This window comes from Allobacillus salarius (assembly GCF_007559425.1).
GTDB classification, from domain to species: domain Bacteria; phylum Bacillota; class Bacilli; order Bacillales; family Alkalibacillaceae; genus Allobacillus; species Allobacillus salarius.
The window spans coordinates 1-23,012 of sequence record NZ_VMHE01000005.1 but is presented as its reverse complement, the minus strand read 5'-3'; the positions used below and the strand labels follow the sequence as shown (position 1 = coordinate 23,012).

28 protein-coding genes are annotated in these 23,012 nt (G+C 38.6%); 18 read left to right on the top strand and 10 right to left on the bottom strand.

Annotated features, from left to right (window positions below; translation table 11 throughout):
• Window positions 1-8 precede the first annotated feature (8 nt).
• The 6 genes from FPQ13_RS04725 to FPQ13_RS04700 all read right to left on the bottom strand — a co-directional run bounded on the left by FPQ13_RS04725 (window position 9) and on the right by FPQ13_RS04700 (window position 4,877).
• Window positions 9-782, bottom strand: a complete 774-nt coding sequence (locus FPQ13_RS04725; RefSeq protein ID WP_144088180.1) for an ABC transporter permease — start codon at window positions 780-782, stop codon at window positions 9-11.
• Entirely contained in the window at window positions 782-1,690 is a 909-nt protein-coding gene (locus tag FPQ13_RS04720) for an ABC transporter ATP-binding protein (RefSeq protein WP_144088179.1), read from the bottom strand. The genes FPQ13_RS04725 and FPQ13_RS04720 overlap by 1 nt, the downstream gene beginning before the upstream one ends.
• A gap of 3 nt (window positions 1,691-1,693) precedes the next feature.
• Entirely contained in the window at window positions 1,694-1,900 is a 207-nt protein-coding gene (locus tag FPQ13_RS04715; RefSeq protein ID WP_246065353.1) for a PLD nuclease N-terminal domain-containing protein, read from the bottom strand.
• A 287-nt stretch (window positions 1,901-2,187) separates the two neighbouring features.
• Window positions 2,188-2,607 (bottom strand): helix-turn-helix domain-containing protein, encoded by a 420-nt coding sequence (locus tag FPQ13_RS04710; RefSeq protein ID WP_144088177.1) that lies wholly within the window; start codon window positions 2,605-2,607, stop codon window positions 2,188-2,190.
• 569 nt (window positions 2,608-3,176) lie between these two features.
• Entirely contained in the window at window positions 3,177-3,728 is a 552-nt protein-coding gene (locus tag FPQ13_RS04705) for a GNAT family N-acetyltransferase (protein ID WP_144088176.1), read from the bottom strand.
• Window positions 3,729-3,980: 252 nt separating this feature from the next.
• Window positions 3,981-4,877, bottom strand: coding sequence for a TIGR01777 family oxidoreductase (locus FPQ13_RS04700; protein ID WP_342778574.1), 897 nt, complete (start codon window positions 4,875-4,877; stop codon window positions 3,981-3,983).
• Window positions 4,878-4,943: 66 nt separating this feature from the next.
• On the opposite strand from FPQ13_RS04700, the gene recX reads away from it, so the two are divergent.
• On the top strand, window positions 4,944-5,765 hold the full coding sequence (gene recX / locus FPQ13_RS04695) for a recombination regulator RecX (RefSeq protein ID WP_144088174.1): 822 nt from the start codon (window positions 4,944-4,946) through the stop codon (window positions 5,763-5,765).
• A 17-nt stretch (window positions 5,766-5,782) separates the two neighbouring features.
• On the top strand, window positions 5,783-6,121 hold the full coding sequence (locus tag FPQ13_RS04690; protein WP_144088173.1) for a YfhH family protein: 339 nt from the start codon (window positions 5,783-5,785) through the stop codon (window positions 6,119-6,121).
• 46 nt (window positions 6,122-6,167) lie between these two features.
• On the opposite strand, the gene FPQ13_RS04685 is transcribed toward FPQ13_RS04690, so the two are convergent.
• Window positions 6,168-7,151 carry a metal-dependent hydrolase gene (locus tag FPQ13_RS04685; protein WP_144088172.1) on the bottom strand — a complete coding sequence of 328 codons (984 nt, stop codon included), beginning with the start codon at window positions 7,149-7,151 and terminating at the stop codon, window positions 6,168-6,170.
• 56 nt (window positions 7,152-7,207) lie between these two features.
• Between FPQ13_RS04685 and mutY the strand changes: the two genes are divergently transcribed.
• The 10 genes from mutY (at window position 7,208) to FPQ13_RS04635 (ending at window position 15,513) form a co-directional block, all read left to right on the top strand.
• The gene (gene mutY, locus FPQ13_RS04680; RefSeq protein ID WP_144088171.1) at window positions 7,208-8,290 is read left to right on the top strand and encodes an A/G-specific adenine glycosylase; all 1,083 of its coding nucleotides are present in this window, start codon (window positions 7,208-7,210) and stop codon (window positions 8,288-8,290) included.
• A gap of 89 nt (window positions 8,291-8,379) precedes the next feature.
• Complete coding sequence (locus FPQ13_RS04675; RefSeq protein WP_144088170.1) at window positions 8,380-8,550, top strand: gamma-type small acid-soluble spore protein; 171 nt, start codon at window positions 8,380-8,382, stop codon at window positions 8,548-8,550.
• Between the two features lie 347 nt (window positions 8,551-8,897).
• Window positions 8,898-9,422 (top strand): nucleoside tri-diphosphate phosphatase, encoded by a 525-nt coding sequence (gene ntdP / locus FPQ13_RS04670; RefSeq protein WP_144088169.1) that lies wholly within the window; start codon window positions 8,898-8,900, stop codon window positions 9,420-9,422.
• Between the two features lie 118 nt (window positions 9,423-9,540).
• Window positions 9,541-11,328 (top strand): ABC transporter ATP-binding protein, encoded by a 1,788-nt coding sequence (locus FPQ13_RS04665; RefSeq protein WP_144088168.1) that lies wholly within the window; start codon window positions 9,541-9,543, stop codon window positions 11,326-11,328.
• Window positions 11,329-11,601: 273 nt separating this feature from the next.
• Complete coding sequence (locus FPQ13_RS04660; protein WP_144088167.1) at window positions 11,602-11,784, top strand: Fe3+ hydroxamate ABC transporter substrate-binding protein; 183 nt, start codon at window positions 11,602-11,604, stop codon at window positions 11,782-11,784.
• A 28-nt stretch (window positions 11,785-11,812) separates the two neighbouring features.
• Window positions 11,813-12,034, top strand: coding sequence for a hypothetical protein (locus FPQ13_RS04655; RefSeq protein WP_144088166.1), 222 nt, complete (start codon window positions 11,813-11,815; stop codon window positions 12,032-12,034).
• 48 nt (window positions 12,035-12,082) lie between these two features.
• On the top strand, window positions 12,083-12,319 hold the full coding sequence (locus FPQ13_RS04650) for a hypothetical protein (RefSeq protein WP_144088165.1): 237 nt from the start codon (window positions 12,083-12,085) through the stop codon (window positions 12,317-12,319).
• A 315-nt stretch (window positions 12,320-12,634) separates the two neighbouring features.
• Window positions 12,635-13,831 (top strand): DUF58 domain-containing protein, encoded by a 1,197-nt coding sequence (locus tag FPQ13_RS04645; protein ID WP_186279544.1) that lies wholly within the window; start codon window positions 12,635-12,637, stop codon window positions 13,829-13,831.
• A complete protein-coding gene (locus FPQ13_RS04640; protein WP_144088163.1) occupies window positions 13,815-15,023 on the top strand; it encodes an MFS transporter in 1,209 nt (402 codons plus the stop codon). The genes FPQ13_RS04645 and FPQ13_RS04640 overlap by 17 nt, the downstream gene beginning before the upstream one ends.
• Complete coding sequence (locus tag FPQ13_RS04635) at window positions 15,016-15,513, top strand: hypothetical protein (protein WP_144088162.1); 498 nt, start codon at window positions 15,016-15,018, stop codon at window positions 15,511-15,513. Before FPQ13_RS04640 ends, FPQ13_RS04635 begins: the two co-directional genes overlap by 8 nt.
• On the opposite strand, the gene FPQ13_RS04630 is transcribed toward FPQ13_RS04635, so the two are convergent.
• Together FPQ13_RS04630 and FPQ13_RS04625 are read right to left on the bottom strand one after the other, a co-directional pair.
• A complete protein-coding gene (locus FPQ13_RS04630; RefSeq protein WP_144088161.1) occupies window positions 15,510-16,571 on the bottom strand; it encodes an FUSC family protein in 1,062 nt (353 codons plus the stop codon). The genes FPQ13_RS04635 and FPQ13_RS04630 overlap by 4 nt on opposite strands.
• Before the next feature lie 307 nt (window positions 16,572-16,878).
• Window positions 16,879-18,174, bottom strand: a complete 1,296-nt coding sequence (locus FPQ13_RS04625) for a glutamate-1-semialdehyde 2,1-aminomutase (RefSeq protein WP_144088160.1) — start codon at window positions 18,172-18,174, stop codon at window positions 16,879-16,881.
• A 113-nt stretch (window positions 18,175-18,287) separates the two neighbouring features.
• Here FPQ13_RS04625 and FPQ13_RS04620 point away from each other — a divergent pair, with 113 nt between their 5' ends.
• The 5 genes from FPQ13_RS04620 (at window position 18,288) to perR (ending at window position 21,456) form a co-directional block, all read left to right on the top strand.
• Window positions 18,288-18,674, top strand: coding sequence for a potassium channel family protein (locus tag FPQ13_RS04620; RefSeq protein ID WP_144088159.1), 387 nt, complete (start codon window positions 18,288-18,290; stop codon window positions 18,672-18,674).
• A gap of 155 nt (window positions 18,675-18,829) precedes the next feature.
• Window positions 18,830-19,300, top strand: coding sequence for a thioredoxin-dependent thiol peroxidase (gene bcp / locus FPQ13_RS04615; RefSeq protein WP_144088158.1), 471 nt, complete (start codon window positions 18,830-18,832; stop codon window positions 19,298-19,300).
• A gap of 28 nt (window positions 19,301-19,328) precedes the next feature.
• Window positions 19,329-20,279 (top strand): D-2-hydroxyacid dehydrogenase, encoded by a 951-nt coding sequence (locus FPQ13_RS04610; protein WP_144088157.1) that lies wholly within the window; start codon window positions 19,329-19,331, stop codon window positions 20,277-20,279.
• A gap of 1 nt (window position 20,280) precedes the next feature.
• Window positions 20,281-20,838 carry a cob(I)yrinic acid a,c-diamide adenosyltransferase gene (locus FPQ13_RS04605; RefSeq protein WP_144088156.1) on the top strand — a complete coding sequence of 186 codons (558 nt, stop codon included), beginning with the start codon at window positions 20,281-20,283 and terminating at the stop codon, window positions 20,836-20,838.
• Between the two features lie 174 nt (window positions 20,839-21,012).
• Entirely contained in the window at window positions 21,013-21,456 is a 444-nt protein-coding gene (perR, locus tag FPQ13_RS04600) for a peroxide-responsive transcriptional repressor PerR (RefSeq protein WP_144088155.1), read from the top strand.
• A 73-nt stretch (window positions 21,457-21,529) separates the two neighbouring features.
• Here the strand turns inward: perR and FPQ13_RS04595 are convergent, their stop codons facing one another.
• Entirely contained in the window at window positions 21,530-21,901 is a 372-nt protein-coding gene (locus FPQ13_RS04595; RefSeq protein WP_144088154.1) for a YgzB family protein, read from the bottom strand.
• Between the two features lie 202 nt (window positions 21,902-22,103).
• Between FPQ13_RS04595 and FPQ13_RS04590 the strand changes: the two genes are divergently transcribed.
• Window positions 22,104-22,667, top strand: coding sequence for a DUF6241 domain-containing protein (locus tag FPQ13_RS04590; RefSeq protein ID WP_144088153.1), 564 nt, complete (start codon window positions 22,104-22,106; stop codon window positions 22,665-22,667).
• Window positions 22,668-23,012: the final 345 nt, after the last annotated feature.

The following is a 23,012-nucleotide window of genomic DNA, read 5'->3' as shown; positions in this document are numbered from 1 at the left end:
CCTTCCTTTTAATCAATCGCTTTGTTTCGTAAAGATACTATCGCGAATAGTAAACATGACAAACTCACTAATAATGCAATCAAGGAACTAAACCAAATCTCTGTATCCAAGTCACCCGTGTGCAAGTAGATGGCAATATATTCCGTTATTTTAGCTGGACTCCATCCGAGTACGTGACTAAATATGTTCGTCATAACTGACAAAATAATGACGGTAATAATCGATAAGAAAGCGATCAATCCAGGTGATTTGAACCAAGTATTATAAAGGATGACGATGGCGATGAGTAAAGTTAGCCAACAAGCATAGAACAACGCAGCTACAATTAGTTGGCTAAACGCTAAGTCTCCGAAAAGAAGATTAATATAATACCAACTTGCCAATAGTCCGAGAAACAATGAAACAATCATGAGTAGCCAGTAAGAGAAGAACTTTGCGGTAACATAATTCGTATATTTTACAGGTTTGGCGAGAACCAGTTCATACACACCGCTTTTGATCTCACCTGAAATGGTACCCATAGAAATGACTGTCAGTATTAAAACACCGATGATATTTAACTGAGAAAAACTCATCATCATCGCTTCGGAAGGATTAGGCATCGGAATATCAATGATTGTTCCTTCTGGCAGCCCGCCAGCAGACTCGATGATTATCGGCATATAGTAAGTAGAAATAGGATCCATAATTGAGATCAGGATGAACACAATCGGCACCCAAATCCATTTGAAATTTCGCCAGTTTTCGGTTAGTTCTTTTTTAAGAATGACGGTCCATTGCATTATTTATTCACCGCCTTCATAAAGATATCTTCCAATGTCCCTGATGTAATTTCAAACAATGAAAGTTCCCAACCCTCTTCTTGAACACGTTCAAAAATTGCTTTTCGAGCAGCATTTAAATCATGCACAGTAACATCAAAGACGCCGTTTTCTTCAGTCACTTGGTACACTGAATCAATCTCTTTCAATTTCTCATGAATGAATTTCGGTTCTTTTTCAAAGGAAAGACGGATTGTAACTGTCTGTTGCATGCCACGAATCTCTGAAATCGGTCCTTGTTCGATTAATTTTCCATCATTCATAAGAAGAATCTCTTCGCTCACTTCTTCAGCATCATTTAAAATATGAGTGGAAAATAAAACAGTTGCATCTTTTTTCAATTCACGGATTAGATTCAAAACTTCTCTTCGGCCAATCGGGTCAAGGGACGAAACCGGTTCATCAAGCATGATTAGTTTTGGTTGATGGATCAATGCTTGAGCAATCCCGAGTCGCTGCTTCATTCCCCCAGAATATTTTCCGATTCGTTTTTTGCCAGCATCTGTTAAGTGTACTAGCTGCAAAAGTTTCTCTGACCTGTCAGAGACTTCATGTTTAGTCAAACCAGCTAGTTGGCCGGCATAGTGTAAGAATTCTTCGCCGGACATCCACGGATAAAAGCTCGGATGTTGTGGTAAATAACCGACATATTTGCGGAAATCCTTTGAAAGCGTATCTTCATTAAATAAAATTGTACCACTGGTCGGTTGAATGAACCCAGCTAACATACGCAAAGTCGTTGTTTTTCCCGCACCGTTCGGTCCAAGCAATGCGACACACTTTCCTGGATGAAGATCAAAACCAACATGGTCCACGACATTGTGCTTCGAATACGTTTTCGTTAAATCTTTCACAGAGACTAACTCCATTTTTTATCTCCTCTTTCCAGCGATAAAATAAACGATTGGACCGACAATATTAATGAAAATTATGACGAGAGTCCAAACCCACTTCGGTCCTTTCGGCTCATCATTTTTAGCCAAATCAATTAACGCAATGACCATTAAAATTAATTGCAGTATAAATAACGGTGCAAGAATTGCTAAATTCTCTTGAATAAGTGTTAAACCTTCTTCCATCTTCATCTCCCACCTTTTACTGATAGACTCTATAAATCTCTATTTGTGGCTTTACCAAATACATGTAAATATTCTAAGCATACGTGCGACCTTTCAAAGCGGTGCGCGATAGCGTGTGACCGATCGATTTAGCACAATAACCGCTCGAATAAGCCACTAAACTTTATAATATACATACGTTTATTCGTTCAAAAAGGTTTCAATTCAATCTATTGAACTTTTATTAATAGTTGAATAAAAAAATGATAGCCAATATTAGTATTGACTATCATTCTTTAATTCATAACTTATATTTTATTTAAATCGGATATTAATTTTTCGAGCATGTTCAATACGACGCGTTGCTTTTTTACAGGCAATCTAGCAAGCTCGCGAAATCGCTCGTTGAATTGTTTGTTTCGTATGATGAAGTCTATGAGTTGAATAATGTTTTCATCTTGCTGTGAGACTTCTTCTTCCAATGAATAAATGCGTTCAATTTCGCGGAGGACGTGTTCTTTTGTGATCGAACGTCCAATCAGTTGATCAAGGGAAATTTCAAAGAGTTCACTCAGCTTAATCAACACATGTAAGTCGGGCTGCGCTGATTGGTTTTCCCATTTGGCAATCATTGAACGAGAGACATTCAAAGCGTCTGCGACATATTGTTGCGTCCAGTTATTCTGTTCGCGAAAATATCGGATATTTGCTGCTAAATTGAATGGCATTTATACACACGCTTTCCGTTTAAGAAGTAGCGGTCATTACCGCTTGATTAAGCAATCAGGATACTGGAAACATACGCTATATCTCATCATGCTATCACTAAAAAATACGGAAAGGGAGGTAATGGTTGTTCTTATTCTTCACATATAAACTATTGTTCCGAATAAGAACAATTGGGACATAAAATGATCATTATATTCGTATACAGGTTATCCACAGTGAAAAAGGTATAAATTTAACTATTCACAGACTTATGCACATTATCCACAGGTAAGAGCGTGTGTTCTTGTGAATAAAAAAGGTTATAAAAATGGGTTTTCACAGAGTTACACACAATTTGTGGATAGCTGTGGATAACTTAGTAGCCAATGGGGAAAATCATTTCAATATACCGATGGACTCATTTAACCGCATAAATGGTTCGGATATGCTCCCAAATTAATAAAATATACATCCAAAACCGGTGGATATGCGCCCAAACCGGAAATATATGCTCCCAAATCAAAAATATATACGCCCATTTTCAAAATATATGCAACCTCACTACATAAATACAAGAAAGGTCGATTGCTTAAGCCTCCAACTCATCCACTACAAGTTGTTCACGCTCATTGATAAATAATAGATAGGCATCTTTATGAATAGCAAACAGTTTAAAGCGCTTTTCACCTTGATTGATCTTTTCATAAACATGCGAAAAAGTTTCATCGGCTTTTGCTGCATACGGTATTTTGTTCATGGCTGCGATAGACCGGGCATTTAATTCATTAACTTTCAAAAACACAAGGTCGATATCGTGTTCAACGAACAGTTCATATAAAAATTGTTCCTTCGCATATTGGTTATAACCTTTGCCGAAGAAAGGCTTCCCGAGCCATGTGGCCATAAAACCAGCACGTTGTTCGATATCATATAACGTAATCGCACCGATTGGACTCCCCCAATCGTCCATGATTGTTCTTGAGATTAACTCGCCATTATCTTCTTGCTGGGCAAACCGGTTCATTAAAAAGTAATATGCCTCCAAGGAATCAGCTTTTTCTCGAACGTACGGTTTCACAGCTTGATCATTCAATAGTGGAAAGAGAATGTGCGCATCTTGTAGTTCACGTTTTTTAAGCATAATAAAACACCCTCCATTAATATGAGGGTGTTTAAGAAAAACGGCCCACGTGTGGCGTTCGTTTCACCCTCGAATTTTTATCTGTTACAACAAAAATTCGGGGTGGGAATCGAACCCACTAGAACCGCATACAATCAAGCGGTGGCGCACCATTTGCCTTCCCTATTTCTCTAAAAAAATCATACACTTTTTTTGGCGATTTGCCAATCGTTTTTTATGTCGAAAAGCGAATTTTTTTAAAGGGAAAATCCATTATCTATAAATATTATCAAGTGCGCGATCTAGTGAACGATATTTAAATGAATAGCCGCTGTCCTGCAGCTTTCTTGGCAAAACATATTGCCCTTTCAAAATTAAATCACTCATATCTCCTAAAGCAATACGGACAGGAGTGGAAGGGATGGATAGCCATGTCGGTCGATTCAATGTCTCAGCTAATTTTTTACCAAAGTCCTTATTTCGTTTCGGTTTAGGAGCCGTAAAGTTAACAGGTCCTGAAATGGTTTTGTTTTGAATAATCCAATCGATTGCCAGCACGACGTCTTGGATATGAATCCATGACATCCATTGTTCTCCAGAACCGACTTTTCCGCCGACCATCATTTGATACGGTAAAGCGAATAACGGGAGTACGCCGTTGTTTCGATCAAGAATGAGTCCAAATCTCGTGAGGACTGTTCGAATGCCAAGTTCTTCGGCTGCCTGAGCCTCAGCTTCCCAGACATCACAAACTTCTGCCAAAAAGTCACGTCCAGCTACAATCGTATTTTCTGTGAAAATTTTTTCGGTCGATGTTCCATAATAGCCAATTGCTGAAGCGTTAATATACACTTCAGGCTTCGTTTTCAACGTATCCATAATGCGAATGAATTCTCTTGTTGTTGTCATGCGGCTTTCCAAAATCGAACGTTTTCTTTCTTCCGTCCAGCGACCACTATTCAGTGATTCACCAGCTAAATTGATACAAACATCAACTTGTTGAATCGGTATTTCTGGTTGGCTATCAGGCGTTAACCATTCGATATATTTCACATACGGTTCATCTTTATGTTTTTCTGGATGACGCGTCAATACGTAAATCATATTTTCCGGATTTCGAAAATGGTCGATCAATTGTCTGCCGACAAATCCGGTACCACCAGCAATCATGATTCTCAAGTGGAAGTCCCTCCTATCGTGTACTATAATGGAAGTAATTTAAAATGAGGTGTCTGTATGATTGTCAGTCGGATAACAACACAAAAGAAGAATAAAAATCGATATAATATTTTTATAAAAACGAATGAAATAGAATCTTTCGGGTTTGGTATTCATGAGGATTTGTTGATCCGTCATGCCATTCGAAAAGGGATGGAAATTTCCCAGTCCGAAATCGATGAAATCAAAAAACAAGATGCAATCCATCAATACTATACCCTTTCAATCAATTATTTAAGCTACAGAATGCGAGCGGAGTCTGAAATGGTTGATTATTTGGTAAAGAAGGAAGCGACAGAAGAAGAGATCGCTTTTGTAATGGAAAAACTAATCCAAGAGAAATTAATTGATGACGTAGCCTTTAGTGAAGCATATGTTCAAACGAAAATAAACACGACAAGTAAAGGTCCGAATAAAATTAAGCAAGAATTGATGCAGAAAAAGATTTCGCCTGCTACGATTGACGATGCGATGGAAAAGTACTCAAAAGAAATAGAAGTCGAAAAAGCAGCCAAACTATTAGGGAAAAAAATCCGTCCATCCAATAGAGAGTCATTTCGTACACAATTGAACAAAGCGAAGCAATCGATGTTACAGCAAGGCTATCAGATGGATGCTATCCAAATGGCAATCGAAGAAATCGATCTGGAAAAAGATGATGATGCAGAGAAAGAAGCTCTCTACCATCAAGGTGAGAAAATATGGATGAAGCAAGCGCGTAAGCATGAAGGTGGCATGCTCATTCAAAAGGTGAAAGCATCTCTGTACCAGAAAGGTTTTCAAGGCGATTTGATTGAACAGTTTATCGATGAAAAGTTGAATGAAGAAGTAGAATCCTAAAAAAGGAAGTGGTAGGAATGGAAAGAAGATATAGTGAATACACAATCCCAGAGTTGCGTTCAGAAATTGGTCGGTTGAAGGCGAAAGCACAAAATGCTGAGCAGCTCGGTATGGTGAATGAATTTGAAGTGTACCAACGAAAAATGGTCATGGCCGAAGCTTATATGATGGACCCAAAGGATTACAGTAAAGGCGATGTGTACGAGCTAGAAGGCGCAGTTGGAGAGACGTTTACGATTAGCTATTTGAAAGGCGTTTTTGCTTGGGGTACGAGAAGAAGTGTTGATGGTGATATAATTGACGAAGAAGAAGCTCTTCCAATCTCCTTATTGAAAAATAAAATCGAATTGTACTAATTTAAAGCAAGGCTGCCTCGAATTACAATCGCCAGGCAGCCTTGCTTTAAGATAGAACGTCTAATTTTTTTTGTAGTTTTTCTTCGGAATAAACCCAGCCAGTATACGAAGTCAGGATATTATAAAACTTATCCAACGTAACGACTGCAACGAACGGATAATGACCTTTCGAACGGTACCTTAAGTCGATGAAGCGGATTTCTATATAATCATCGTGGCGATCAATTTCATAACGATAAACCGGGGAAAAGTTGACGAAAGCTTGCACGTTTTTATCGAGTAATGCAGCATTCATCTCAGCAGTTTCAGGTAACGGTTTCCGATCGAATATATCGAGAATTTCAATATGGCCATCGACACTATCAGCAATGAAAAATTGATTATCTGCAACGACGGCAATCCGCCACCAATTATGCTTGATTGTCGGCTGCGTAATAATTCTTTCAATGTTTTTATCGTGAAAATGCCGTTTTAAAATATCAACAATTTCTTTTTTGTCCAAGTATCTTTTAATGTGATAAAGAATGTTGATGAAAAAGACAATCGTAAATGTATGAATTGGATTTGCTCCGAGCAACCAGGCGAAAATGCCTGCAACGAATAGATAGAAAATAAACGGATCGAATGTATTGATAAAGCCCATTGCTAACCATTTATGGCTAAACGGCCTGAGCGCTTGTGTGCCGTACGCATTGAAAATATCGACCGTCACGTGTAAAAGGATAGCGAGCATCGTCCAGAGCCATAAATGAAGATAGGAAATTTCCGGCATAAAGAAAAAAATAGGAAGTGAAACGAAAAAGCTCCAAAAAATGAGCATCGGCGGTGAGTGGGAATAACCACGATGATGTCGAATATACGTTGCGTTGTCCTTTAATTTAAAAATTGTATCGAAATCCGGGGCGATTGAGCCAATGACGACACCAAAAAAAGTAGCAGTAAATAAACTTGGATTAGCTTCAATGACCGGATCTATTACAGAGAGACCACTTAATGCGACCCCCATCGTCAAGTGAGTTGCAGTATCCAATTGTGCACCTCCTTTTAAAAAAATATTATGTAAACACGAAGAATGGTGAGTGAATCATGAATAACGCGTCAACCACATATATACCCGAAAATTTTGATAAACATTCATTTCAGCAAGACTTAATTAGTTGGTACCAAAGCATTAAAAGAGACCTTCCTTGGCGGGAAAATCAAGATCCTTACCGAATATGGGTCTCCGAAATCATGCTACAACAAACACGTGTGGATACGGTAATTCATTATTTTAATCAGTTTATGGAACGATTTCCTACCGTCAATGATTTGGCCAACGCGGATGAACAAGATGTATTAATAGCTTGGGAAGGTCTTGGTTATTATTCACGCGCAAGAAATTTACATACAGCAGTAAAAGAAGTCGTCGCTACATATGATGGCCAAATTCCATCACAGTCATCCGAACTGAAAAAATTGAAGGGGATCGGTCCATACACGTTAGGAGCGATAATGAGCATTGCCTTTGGTGAGCCAATTCCTGCTGTTGATGGTAACGTGATGCGTGTCATGTCGCGGATATTTGAGGTGTATGATAATATTGCCGATCAAAAATCGAAGAAAAAATTTGAACAAGTTGTAGAAGCAGTTATTTCAAAAGAAGATCCTTCATCTTTTAATCAAGGATTGATGGAACTCGGCGCTTTAATTTGCTCGCCGAAAAAACCCAAATGTAATGAATGCCCTGTTTCATCCTATTGTACGGCATTCTCAAAAGGTATCCAAGAAGAACTGCCTGTTAAAACAAAAGCGAAAAAACAACGAACGATTGCTTATTTCGCGATGGTGATTGAAGCTGATGGACAGTACCTTATTCAAAAACGACCAGCACAAGGATTGCTCGCAAATTTATGGCAATTTCCATTGGTCGAGCAAGCTGAGTTTCCGAAAGATGAAGCCGTTCACTATATCGAACTGGAATATGATTTGAATCTCGAAATGGTTCATGAAGGTAAGCCGGTGAAACACGTATTCAGCCATGTCATTTGGGAAGTCTATCCAATTTTTTGCCGCGTTTCGGACGGAGATATTTCAACGGATCACGGACAATTTGTAACGTTGGAAGAGATGGATCAGTACCCACTTTCAAAAGTCCAGCACAAAGTAAAACAGCAGATTGACTCTTAAGCCTTTAGCACTTGAATTAATTGACAACGAATTTCGATGGATAACCTCCGCAAATGTTGGACAAATTAATCACTGCGGAGGTGATATAAATGGCTAAAAACAAACGTCAGCCAAACGAAACTGCTGCAGGAACAAATATCAAAAAGGTGCAGAAGCAAAACCAATCTGCTCAAGGAAACCAGTTTGCAGAAGAATTTGCTAGTGAGACGGATGCTCAGGAAGTTCGCCGTCGAAACAAGCAATCTGAACAAAAAAAGTAAAATAGCGATGATGTGACCAGTCGTGCGATAAAGCACGGCTGGTTTTTTAAATATTTTATGGGTGGACGCGCGTGCTGGTTATCGACAGTTAGGCGCGCTGTATCAACAGTCAGCGCTCGTTTATCGACAGTTAGGCGTGCCGTATCAACAGTGAGCGTGCGTTTATCGACAGTTAGGAGCGTCGTATCAACAGTCAGCAAGCATTTATCAACAATCACCAACAATAAATTGTACATACGAAGCGGCACCTCACAACGAACGCATCTTAATCGCTATGGTGTATGTCCTGTGTTACAATTAATTCAAAATAAATTTTGAAACGTAATTGTGCGGAAAGTAGGTATATCATGAAGAACCCAAAGGCTGGTGAAGTTATTGAAATTCAGAGTTACAAACATAATGGCGCCATCCACCGGGTTTGGGAAGAAACGACTGTCTTAAAGAGTACTTCTTCAATGTTAATCGGAGCGAACGATCGGGTGTTGGTGACAGAAAATGATGGTCGTACTTGGTTTACGCGCGAACCAGCGATTGCTTATTTTACGGCAAATTATTGGTTTAATGTTATTTGTATGTTACGAAATGACGGTGTCCATTATTACTCGAATATCGGCTCGCCTTACGTACTCGATGAAGGCGCAGTTAAATATATCGACTATGACTTGGATATAAAAGTTTTTCCGGATATGACTTATAAAATATTGGATGAAGATGAATTTATCGAACATAAACAGTTAATGAATTATCCGGTAGTACTTGAACGGATTTTGTACAAGCAGTTAGGCATTTTGGAACAATGGATTCTACAACGGAAAGGTCCATTTGCACCTGATTTTACAGAACGTTGGTATGAACAGTATCTGACTTATTGAATTGTGCAATAATAAAGACGCTACAGGCTGCTGAATCGTACTAAAGGCAGTCTTTTTTTGAAAAAATATCACGATATAAAAAACAAATAGTTGTTTGAACTTACAAGCAGGTGAAGACATGGATAGTATTAAGAGGTATTTGGCCTTTGTTAAGCCATATAAATGGAAAATTTTCTTTACAATTTTAATTGGAATAGTGAAATTCAGTATCCCGCTATTGATGCCGTTAATTATAAAATATGTGATTGACGACATCGTTGGTGCGGATGCATTAAGCAACAGTGAAAAGTTAGATAAACTGCTTTGGACGATGGGAATTGCATTCTTCTTATTCCTAATTATACGTCCGCCAGTTGAATATTTCCGTCAATATTACGCTCAGTGGGTAAGCAGTAAGATTTTATATGATATTCGAAATACATTATTCGATCATATTCAACGGTTGAGTTTGAATTTTTACTCCAGAACGAAAACTGGAGAGATTATTTCTCGAGTGATTCACGACGTTGAACAGACGAAAACGTTTATCATGACAGGGCTCATGAATTTGTGGTTGGACATGGTGACCATCCTAATTGCGATTGGTATTATGATCTGGCTTGATCCGTTGTTGACATTAGTCGCAATTGTCCTGTTCCCTGTGTATGGTTTTTCGGTAAAATACTTTTACTCACGTTTACGTAACTTAACACGAGAACGGTCACAAGCACTCGCGGAAGTGCAAGGGCATCTGACAGAGCGTGTACAAGGAATGCCAGTCGTCCGTGGTTTTGCGTTGGAAGATCATGAACAAAAACAATTTGACGATCGAAACTCTCACTATTTGAACCGCGCATTAGCGTTTACAAGTTGGAATGCGAAATCTTATTCAGTGACACACACGATTACAGATTTGGCGCCACTATTGTTGCTTGCAGTCGGTGGTTATTTTGTCATTGATGGGAACGTATCGCTCGGTACATTGGTTGCCTTTACAGCTTATATGGACAGGGTTTACAACCCATTACGACGATTAGTCAACTCATCAAACCAACTAACACAAGCACACGCTTCGATGGACCGTGTGTTTGAATTCATGGATGAAGAATATGACATTACCGATGAACCGGATGCAAAGCCGATGCAAGCTGTCAAAGGTGATGTTCATTTTGAAAATGTATCATTTAAATATAATCCAAATGAGTCATACGCACTTAAAAATATCGATCTAAAAGTCGCTGAAGGCGAGACAGTTGCTTTAGTCGGAATGAGTGGTGGAGGAAAGTCAACGCTTGTCAGCTTGATCCCTCGATTTTATGATCCAAGTCTTGGGAAAATTACGATTGATGGAATAGATATTACAAAGGTACAAGCACGAACGTTGCGTGACCAAATTGGGCTCGTTCTCCAAGACACGATTTTATTCAGTGATTCTGTTGCGACAAATATTCGGATGGGAAATCCTGACGCAACTGATGAAGAAGTGATTGAAGCGGCAAAAGCAGCAAACGCGCACGACTTTATCATGGAACTTCCAGAAGGTTACAATACGCTTGTTGGAGAACGTGGTGTTAAGCTATCCGGTGGTCAGAAACAGCGTGTTGCGATTGCACGTGTCTTTTTGAAAAACCCACCACTACTTGTGTTGGATGAAGCGACATCCGCTCTTGATTTAGAAAGTGAACACTTAATTCAAGAGGCGATGAACAAGCTAGCCCACGACCGAACGACGTTTATCGTGGCTCACCGTTTATCAACGATCACTCATGCGGATCGGATTATATTAATTGAAGATGGACAAATCAAAGAACAAGGTAGTCATGAGCAACTCATGCGTCGAAAAGGAATTTATTATAACCTTTATCAAGTACAGGAATTGGATGATGAAGGGAAACTTACGAAAAATAAAGTAAGAAATATACGATAGAGTACTCCAAGAAAGCTAACAGGTTTTGTCCAAAAGTTAGAATAACCTACAAATAAGCGGTCTAAGCCACGTACGGCTTGGACCTCTATTTTTTGCCGTTACAAGTGTTTTCATGACCAGTAGGAATGCGAGATTTAGTCAATTGACTGAAAAATTTACTAAGTTCTTTGCAGGTAAATAGAGGGTTTCTGATAAAATGGATATAACATTTAATTGAAATGTTCATTAAACGTTGCCAGCTGATAAAAAAATTTAAAGGAAAGAGGTGATATTTTGCTAGAAGATAAACCTAAATGTATTGAATGTGGTAAAGAGATTGAAGCTGAGGACGATGTTTTTGTAAAAATGCGCTACCCAAAGCGTAAGGGTCTCACTGAAATAAAAGCCTATTTAAGTAACGAGGGTAAATTTATTTGTGAAAGCTGTTTTAATAAAGATTCTAATTTAAAAAGATAAATTAACGAATAGATAAGGTGGGGGTAAAATGAATAAATACATCGCAGCAATATATACTTGTTCAGGGTTTATTATTATAGCTTTATCAGGTATTGGAAAAATACTTATGATCGGTTTACCAGAATTCTATGTGAACCAGGAAGAAAGTAGCATAATACCCTTAATAACATTTATAGCCGGCGTAATTACAGCTTTAATTGGACTATCTTTTTATATAATGAAATTACTTACCTATGAAATTAGAAAATAGACAATCTTGCTCAACTATAAAATAGTAATGACAAAGCAGGTGTTGGTCATGTCAAAAAGTTATGTCGTAGTTACATATGATGTGTGTGAACATAATGATTTATACGAAGATATGAATGAATATATTTTAGATTCATCTACCGATATGGATGAGCAAGTAAAAAGGTTTGCTGAACAAGATATTGCTCCCTTAGTCAAAGTTTACGAGACGGCTTCAAGTGATTTTGGGGAATTAACACTGTACAAGGAATATAAATTCAAGGAATTTGAGTGTGGTTGTGAATAGTAGCCAGCTATTCTAAATCGGAGCAACCAAGCGAATAAGTGTTTTCTTACGAATGAATGATATTCTGGAAACAACTATGTATGTTTTTCGTATTGTTAAATAAAGTGTAAACTCCCAACTGATACGGGAGTTTTTTTATCGCCTTTTTATTCTGTACCCTAAATCCAAATAAATCTACCAGTTTTTCTTTTGACCGATTGAACTAGCGTATATTTTGTAGAAACGATAACAATGCAGCTGCAATATAAAGTTTATTTTCAGAAATGATTGAATTCATGATATAGTATGGGAAAAGCTTACATAAGGAAGAGCGATATGTCATTTCATAAATCAATTCTTGAAATAAGTATATTTCGTACGCTAACAGTGGTTGCTGTGCTTTTGTTATTCGGTGGGTTGGTGATTTCAGCATTTGGGCATGCTTTTTTATTGTTGTTTTTGGCAATACTCATTGTTGCTATATATGGGCTAGGGAAATTTTATGAAAAGCATGTGGATGACTTTTTGGAGGTTACAGTTGCACAAAGACAACAACGGGTCGATCCAGGGGGTACCGGTTCAATTGAAGTGGTCATTCGGCAGAAGGGTATTTTGCCATTACTGATGGCGAAAATTTCAATGGAAATGGATCATGCCATTGAGTTAAGTGGGGGTAAGATGCATCGCCGTCGAGAACGAACATTTGTCGAAAAGCCATTCAGCCTCCAATTTTGGGAAGAAAAAACGATCGAATTTCCTTATACGGCAAAGCAGCGTGGCGTATCACAAATCCGATCGCTAGAAATCATTTTACCGAATCCCTTTAATCTGAATCAGATCTATTTAAAGCTAGACGATTTGAATTTAACAGAAGTAGTCGTTTTTCCAAAGAAAAAAGCTGTTCATCATTTGCAGCACGTGCAGCCAAAAGGAAAAGGCGAACATGTAACACAGCAATCGTTATATATCGATCGATCTCGAAACATCGGTACACGACCGTATGAATTTGGTGACCCTTTTAATCAAATCCATTGGAAAGCAAGTGCAAGAACAGGTGAATTTCACGTGAAAGTCGACGAACGGGTCAGTCATTTATCTCGGATGTTTTTAATTAATGTGAAATTAACACGTAACAACAGAGAAGCGTTTGAAGAAATGGTTGAACAAGTTGCATATTTGGCGATGGATGCGACGAAAAAAGGAATCCCTTACTCCTTATATATCAATATTTTATCGATGAATCGTGTTCCGTTTATTCACCAGGCTGAAGGAAAAGGGGAGAAACATCTCGGGAATACACTTGAACTGTTGGCAAGAATTCAAGGTGGGACCTTTACCGTTCCGTTTGAAAATATGTTGAATCAAATTATTCTAAAAGAACCATTGGCGACAGATGTTATTCAAGCAGGGATGAACCATCCAGATTACGATGATTATTATCGAATGTTCGAACAAAAAGGATCACGTGTCCATCACTTGCAGACTGACGAATCCCAAGAAAAGGGGGTGGCTGCGGATGGATCATTTGCCTAATCGTTATGTTCAATTTTATCAATACATATTAGAGCTGTTCCCGATATGGATTGTTATTTATTTTTTTCATATGCAAAATAATCTTGGTGCATCACTGATTTCATTTTTCTGCTTGGCTATAGTAGCTTATGCAGTTAGTACGCTTGTTTTTTTGAAGTCAGGAAAACCGTTGATTGCTCTCGGTCCAATCCTCGCAGCAGGTCTGGCATTTTTATTCGGCTATCATTATGTGCTAGTAATAGTCATGGCCATTGTTTTGTTTGTTCGGATTGAGTCTCATTTACTGAAACCCGATCAAGACCATGAAGAAAAGATTCTTATCAGTACGTTGGTGATGAGTGTTGTCGCATATGAATTCATTAACGGGCATCCATATGCAAACAACTACTTACTAATAGCGGCTGTCTTTTTGTTTACATTTTTACTTGGACGATTTCTGCTTTATTATTTCAGCGACCCGGACGGCGCGAACAATGTTGGCAAAAAGAAAGCCATTTGGTTTCTTAGCATTGCACTGTTGCTGTTTGTTGGCACCTATTCGCTGACTACTCTTTTTCCGTACATTCGCTTGCTTTTTGGATATGTTTTTTATGGGGTACTGATGGCTCTTGCTTGGATTGTTTCTCCAATTATGCAGTTGACTGAGTATATTAATATCGAACCACCGGAGATTGAATCTATAAAAAGTGATCCAGAATTCGTGACAGGACCCGAACAACAGCGAACAGAAACAACGATGCTTGGTGCGTACATCGAATGGTTTTTATATGGTGTCGGTGGATTGATTATCTTACTCCTTGTATTTTTATTTTTAAGGTACCGAAGAAATTTGGTGCGCGAGGATGCAACGCAGAGAGAACAAACAATTACGGTGAAGAGAAATCGTACGACGGAGCAACGTTTTTGGAAGGGTAATCGTCATCAAGCACCAAAAAATCCAATTCGAAAAATGTACTATCGACTGGAGAAATGGGCTACAGATCAAAACGTCGGTCGTTATCGTGATGAAACGATTGATGAGTGGCTCGACAGGCAACAAATTTTTGGACATGAACGCCAGGAAGTCATCGAGCTTTATGAGAAAATACGTTATGCCGAAAAAGATGACGAGAGCAGAGCAAAATCGTTTCAAGATAACATTTCACTACTGAAGCAGATGCTAAAAAGCAAGAAGGAGAGCAACAATGAATAAATGGTCAATCTATCAAGGTGCCGTCGGGATTGTTTTAATCATAAGCGCTCTGATTTTTAACTATATGGAAATTGATCTCCATTACCAAATCGGTGATTCGATGGGGATGGTTACGTCTCCATTGTTAGTTATGACAGGTTTTCTGTTCATTAGTGGTCTCATGTGCTTGTTCTTTCTTTTTCAAATAAAGAAAAGCCGGACGTTTTTACAACATCCGGCGTGGAAAAAAATGCTTCCTATTATATTTGCTTGGTTCACGATATCGTTTATCGCTTTCATTTTAGCTTTTCAAAACGATTCATTGACAGAATTTCTTGATTCTCGTGTTAGTTTTTATGCATTGCTGTATTACTTCACGTTTTTATGGCAGTTGCTGTTAATTACTTTTGTTCATAAATTTTCGGGTCCAACGACTTCAGCGGAAAAGCAAATTGAATATTCATATCTAATGAACCTAGCGTTAATGCTATTGCTTATCTTACTCTTTTAATAGAGTTCATGATCAGGTGCTTTCTTTAAATAACTTTTCATCAACATTTTGCAATGCATCATTTCTTCATGATAATCATATAACATCGACGCAAGCGGGATTAACTTCAACCGCGCTTCCTCATCACCTTCATCATAATAATTGATCAACTCTACGATTAACCCCTTCACATCTGGGGTCGAAACACTATGGAGCGGATCGGTATCCTTTGAGCGGATCCGTCCTTGATACATCAGCATCAATTTCTCATGTGTATGCATCACCTTATCGACTTCTTTTAAAATTCGCTTACTGATGTCTTTCGAAATATGCTCAATGTCATAATCCAATCGATGTAAAGTCGTCAACAAATCATACGATTTACGGGATAGAGAGATGAGCGAGCGGAATATGACTAACTTTCTTGCTCGTTCAATACCTCTAGAACGCGAATATGTCCGTTCTTCTGAAAATAATAAATACGTGTTCTCTAATTGCCACAGTTCCGTGTTTAGCGTTTCAATTTCTTTTTTAAGGGCAGGCTGATCGGCTAGATGCCTTGTCGTTACACGAATCCATTGTAATAGGTCCGAAGTCAGCTCACTGATCTGATTAAATAATTGGATTTCATATTTTGGTGGTAAGAAAGCTAAATTCACTAGGAATGCGGAAAAAATACCAATTAAAATTGTCGTAAATCGTATTCCTGCAAACTCTAGGTATACGACATCCGCAGAATACATCATCAATGCGAGAAGCGCAATGATGGCAATGAATGTCGTATCTTCTTTCATTTTGAAAAAAGTACATATGCCTATGACAACTACAATACCTATACCAATTAGGAAAGGGGCATTCCCTGCTGTCAGTACGATAATGATTGCAATTCCAGAACCTAAAATATTCGCTTGAATTTGTTCTGCCATCGTTTGAAAAGAACGATAGATGGAGGGCTGTAGTGACGTTGCTGCCGCAATTGTCCCAGCAAAGAATCCAGCCTCAAAACCAATCAAGGTGGCGATATACATCGTGATCATAATAGCTACGCCTGTCTTGAATGCACGTGCGCCTAGTTTCATTGAATCAACCTCCAATTCTTTTCAAACACCCTTGTCCAGAAATTACTCTGAGATGTAATGAATATCGAATCTCTTCCTATCTTATAACAATCTACTACCTATCACAATCTGATATGCAACAAAAAAAGAAGTGTCCGCACAAATTGCGAACACTTCAATCTGGCAAAACCAGAAAGGAAGGGAGTTTTCATAACATCGTTCCTATAATAAGGGGTAATCCAATAATTCTGAATTATCTATATATTAACACATTCATTTTAAAAAACAAGACTCTTTTTGCTTTTTTGGAAAAGTTTTTGTGATTAATTTAGGATTTTGCCATTTCTGCAAAGCTTTCATCAACCGCTTGTAACGTTTTTTCGATATCTTCATCTGTGTGAGCAATCGTTAAGAACCAAGCTTCATATTTTGATGGTGCAAGGTTGATGCCTCGATCCAACATCAACTTGAAAAATCGAGAAAACATTTCGCCATCGGTATTTTCTGCTTGATCATAATTTGTAATTTCTTCATCAGTAAAGAAAACCGTAAACGCGCCTTTTAACCGATTAATTTTTACCGGTAGACCATGTTTATTGGCACTTTCTAAAATACCTTCTTCCAAGGCTTCACCCATAGCGTCTAACCGTTCATAATTCACAGGATCATTCAACACCTCGAGACACGCAATTCCTGCAGCCATCGAAGCAGGGTTCCCAGCCATTGTTCCTGCTTGGTATGCAGGCCCGAGTGGGGCGACTTGTTCCATAATATCCGCTCGTCCACCATAAGCACCGATTGGTAGACCGCCTCCGATAATTTTACCCATGGCAATCATATCTGCGTTTACACCTACTAAGTCCTGTGCACTTCCATAATGGAAGCGGAAGGCAGTAATGACTTCATCAAAAATTAATAAACTCCCATTCTCATGTGTCAGCTCTTTCACTTTTTCCAAGAAACCGACAGCAGGTTCAACAATACCGAAATTACCGACAATCGGTTCCACTAGTACCCCGGCCACTTCATCGCCGAATCGTTCTAATGCATCACGGAAAGCTTCCACATCATTAAATGGAACGGTAATTACTTCTTGGGCGATACTTTGAGGTACACCAGCAGAGTCAGGTGTTCCTAACGTAGCAGGTCCAGAACCTGCAGCGACCAACACTAAGTCAGAGTGACCGTGATAACAACCGGCAAATTTTATGATCTTCGTTCGATTCGTATAAGCACGAGCAACTCGGATTGTTGTCATAACCGCTTCCGTACCAGAGTTTACAAAGCGTACTTTGTCTAATGTAGGAATTGCATCTTTTAACATTCTCGCAAATTGGTTCTCCAATTTTGTCGGCGTTCCGTATAACACACCATTATAGGCAGCTTCAGAAATCGCCTCAGCAATATGTGGATGTGCATGTCCGGTAATAATCGGGCCATAAGCACCTAAATAGTCGATGTATTCATTCCCATCAACATCCCAGAAATGACTGCCTTTCGCTTTTTCCATAAATACTGGAGTTCCGCCGCCAACCCCTTTATATGCACGTGATGGCGAGTTGACACCGCCGAGGATTAAATCATTTGCTTCTTCATAAAGTTTTTCAGATGTAGTTCGATTCACAACAACATTCCTCCTAAAAGATTCTCGTTAACCATTCTAGCATAACGATTTACGAACATCTTTTGAAGAGAAACTTCATATAATGAAGCATTAACGAAGGAATTGGTGATTACATGGATCGGTTTTTCGCTATACTTATCATTCTAATTATCATCAGCAGCTTATTCGTATTCGTAAAAAACTATCAAGATGTACGTGGAGCTTTTTCGAAAGAGTTATTTACCTCGTTTATAGCCATCTATTTCATATTAATGCTCGGATTTGCTTTGCTCTATTTTTTGCTATCTGAAGCGGGGTTTTCACTGCTCGTCAATCAGCCGCTCCAATCCGGAACGTCCTTCGAGCGGTTTTTTCATTCGGTCTACTTTAGTGGTGTCACACTGATGACTGTCGGTTATGGTGATGTAACACCAATTGGCATCGGCAAACCGATTGCTTTATTTGAAGCGATGATTGGGTATTTGCTCCCTGCAGCATTTTTGTACAAGCTCCTCGGTTAGTCGCCAAGATACAACTTATTTCCCGGGAAATTTCCCAAACTTTATGGAGCTTTGTCGAACCAATGGTAAAGCTGAAATGAAAGGTATAAATATTTGTCACTGTCAGAAAACTTCGGTAATCTTATAGTACAAACAATCATAAAGGGGATGTTCTCATGACAGTCGAAGTAGGACAAACAGCACCTGATTTTACACTACCAGCCAGTAACGGTGAATCCGTCAGTTTATCGGACTATCGCGGAAGATTCGTTGTTTTATATTTCTATCCGAAAGATATGACACCGGGATGTACGACTCAAGCATGTGATTTCAGAGATCAATATGAAAAATTCAGTGAGTTGGATGCCGTTATTCTAGGTGTAAGCCCGGATTCGGTTGATAGACATAACAAATTTATTGAAAAACATGAGCTGCCGTTTTTGTTACTTGCAGACGAAGATCATCAAGTTGCAGAAACGTATGATGTTTGGAAATTGAAAAAGAACTTCGGAAGAGAATATGAAGGAATTGAACGTTCCACTTTCATCATTGATCGTGAAGGTAATCTAGTGAAGGAGTTCCGAAAAGTTAGAGTAAAAGATCACGTAGAAGAAGCATTACAATATATCGAAAACAATTTGCAATAAGTCGAGCCAGTTAAAGGAGCAAATCGATATGAAGGTACTAACGACATTTAAAACGAAAGCAGTAATTAAAGAGGATATGGAAAAGAGCTTTCCTAAAGTCGAATTTTTATGGAAAGAGTCGATTGACGAAGCGGAACCAGAATTGCATGAAGCTGAAGTGCTCATCACCTATGGTGTGGATTTGACTGAAGAACATATTGAGAAAGCAAACAAGTTGAAGTGGATCATGGTCGTCTCAGCTGGTGTTGATGACATGCCGTTAGAAAAGGTTGCTGAGAAAGGTATTTCCGTAACAAACGCACGAGGAATCTCAGCGGGACCTATGGGTGAATATGCAATTGCAATGTTGTTGCAAGTTGAACGAAAAGCGAAGGAGCTTTATGAAAAAGAAAAAGCTCATGAATGGTCACGAGCAGTAAAAATGGTTGAGATCTCTGGGAAAACAATGCTTATTGCAGGAACAGGTGCGATTGGCCAGGAAGTCGCACGTTTGGCGAAAGCTTTTCGTATGAGAACAATTGGCATATCAAAGAGTGGCCGGGCGAAAGAGAACTTTGATGAAACGTATACAATCGAGGAACTAAACATACAGCTAGGGAACGCTGATTATGTCATTAATGTTTTGCCAGCAACTACAGAGACAGAGAAAGTGTTCGGCACTGAACAGTTCGATGCAATGCATAACGAAGCTATATTTCTGAATATGGGTCGTGGAACAACAGTAGATGAAAAAGAGTTAATCGATGCGTTAAAACAAGAAAAAATACAGCACGCGATATTGGATGTAATGGAAGAAGAGCCTCTGAACGAACAAAGTCCGTTGTGGAGTTTAGAAAACACGACGATTACACCACATTTATCTGGGATTTCTAGACATTATCAACCGAGGGGTTTTGAGATCTTTAAAAAGAACTTAGATGCATACTTAAAAAATGAAGAATTTCCGCTCAATCAAATCGACGCTCGAAAGGGGTATTAATATGCGTATATATACACGTTCGGGAGATAAAGGGGAAACGTCCTTAATTTATGGGACACGAGTTCCGAAAAATGACGTCCGGGTTGAAGCTTATGGAACTTGTGACGAAACAAACTCGATGGTTGGATTAGCACTAAGTCAATTGACCAATGAAACATGGGAAGGGAAGCAGGAAGTAATTGATGCACTTCACAGGGTGCAAACGATTTTGTTTCACGTCGGTGCAGAGCTTGCAACGCCGAGTGATAAAGAGGTTATGTGGAAATTAAAACAAGAACATATCGATCAGTTAGAAACAACGATCGATCGCTGGGATCAAGATCTTGAAGAATTAAAAAATTTCATTCTGCCATCTGGTCATCCAGCAGCTGCGAGCTTACATGTTGCGCGAACAATTGCCCGTCGTGCAGAACGTGTCACAATATCAATGGGTGAAGACTTGACTAATCCACTCGTACAATCCTATTTAAATCGTCTTTCTGACTTTTTGTTTGTTGCAGCTCGATATGTCAATCATCATTTGGGCGGCGAAGAGCTACCTTTGCATACAGACATTTAAAAAACGTCCAGCGAAATAGGGATTTATTATAGTAATCCGACTCTTTTTAAATGAATGAATGACTTAGCTTATTTAGAAAGAATACAATTTAATTGACAATCATAGCAATCGCTTAGTAAACTAAATTATAAGCATTCTAATGTAAGAATATTATTATTTAGGAAAGCGAGGTGCATGACGGTGCCTGAACAAAGATTACAAGAAGCATTAACAACGTTAAAGGAATCGGGTGTTCGTATTACACCACAGCGTCATGCAGTGCTGGAATACTTGATGCAATCCATGAAGCACCCAACTGCAGATGAGATTTATAAAGCATTGGAAGACAAATTTCCGAACATGAGCGTTGCGACCGTCTATAATAATCTTCGCGTTTTTTTAGATATCGGACTTGTTCGAGAATTAACATATGGAGATTCTTCCAGTCGATTCGATTGTAACACTTCAGATCATTACCACATTATCTGCGATGAGTGCGGTAAGATTGTAGATTTCCATTACCCTTCATTAAATGAAGTGGAACAACTTGCTGAACAGGTAACAGGATTTGATGTATCCAATCACCGTTTAGAGGTTTATGGCACTTGCGAAAATTGCCAGCAGATGGCAAAGCATTAATAAACTGACACAAAAAAAGGGCTAATCGATTAGCCCTTTTTACATATGCACAGAAATGAGATTGATTATGCTGTTATTGATCTTGTTGTTCTTTCCAATATTTTTTGGAATTATACTTTTCATCAAATTCTTTACCTTCAAGATTTCGGTCGAATGTGAGAGGCTGCTTGCAATGCATGCAGGCGTCAACACGTCCAAGCATTTTCGTCGGTCTGCCACATTCCGGACATTCAATCGGAATGGCTTTCGTTGATAACATACCAATCCATAAGTAAATAACGGTACTCAATCCAATGGCGATCAAGCCGAGAATCATGAAAGTGACTAATAACCACTCAATATTTCTGAAATATAGTCCAATATACATAATGATCATTCCGGCGAAGATTAGCCCTAAGGCTACCGTCCGGATTTTATTAATTTTACTACTGTATTTTAACCCCATGGTGAACCTCCTTCTTTCCATAAGAATTATAGCATATCTGTCCCGCAACTTGTTAATAGTAGAGTGAACATTCAAGAGATTGTCGAAAAGATAGAAAAACTAAAAAAGGTTTCGTTTTGTAACTGACTTGTATAAAATGAAAGTATCTACCATTATTGATAAAATATTCTAATAAAACATAAAAGCATTGAGGGGGATTATATTGAAGGGTACGTGGAAATGGCTTCTACCAATCTTGATTGTTGTAATAATTGCTACTGGTACATACTACTGGATGAACGAAAACATCTTAAATGAGACCTCTGAGGCTGAGCCGGAAGTAGAAAAAGAGATTGAGCAAGCAAGGGAACAAGCAAAACAAGACGTAACAGAAGAAGAAATCGAAGAATATAAAGAAGAAGGAAAAAACCCGTTTGGACAAAAACGAACACAAAGTGAATTGTCTGAAGCGTATTATCAAGAGTACATTCATGGTATGTCTCACCAAAAAGTAAAAGCCAATAAAAAATGGGGTTTTTATTTAATAACAGAGGAAAGAATTGAATGGTTATTGAACGGACTGGACGAAACAGGCATCAATAATGAAGATATCTATAGAGATATATTAACTCGATGGTCTAATGGAGATTTTTCACAGGCTGATGAAGATCATAATACAATATGGCGGATGCAAAATGGAACTGTCGGTGAAGCTTATGGCATTTTAAGTGAGGCTGAAGAAGCGGCATATATTGAGCAAGTGAGAGAAGGATCAGGAAAGCGATAATCGAAAATGCAGGTCAATGAGCACATTTTATATTTTTGGGGATGCTAATGAGCGACTGAGGAACCGGTGGCTCATTAGGGATGTTCCAAGATAAATAAAAAAAGACGAGAATAACTATTGACTTCTATAAATACTCCATGCTATATTTATAACCGTCGCAAAAAACGGCTAAATAAGTTGCTAACACAAATTCAAAAAAGTATTGACGCAAACTTGAATGCGTGTTACATTTATAAAGTCGCTGTTTTGAGGCGGCAATAAATGACGAAGAACATTTCGAACCTTGAAAACTAAACAAAATAGCCTGAAGTCAATTCGGTTTCTTTCTTATTGATTGGGAAAGAA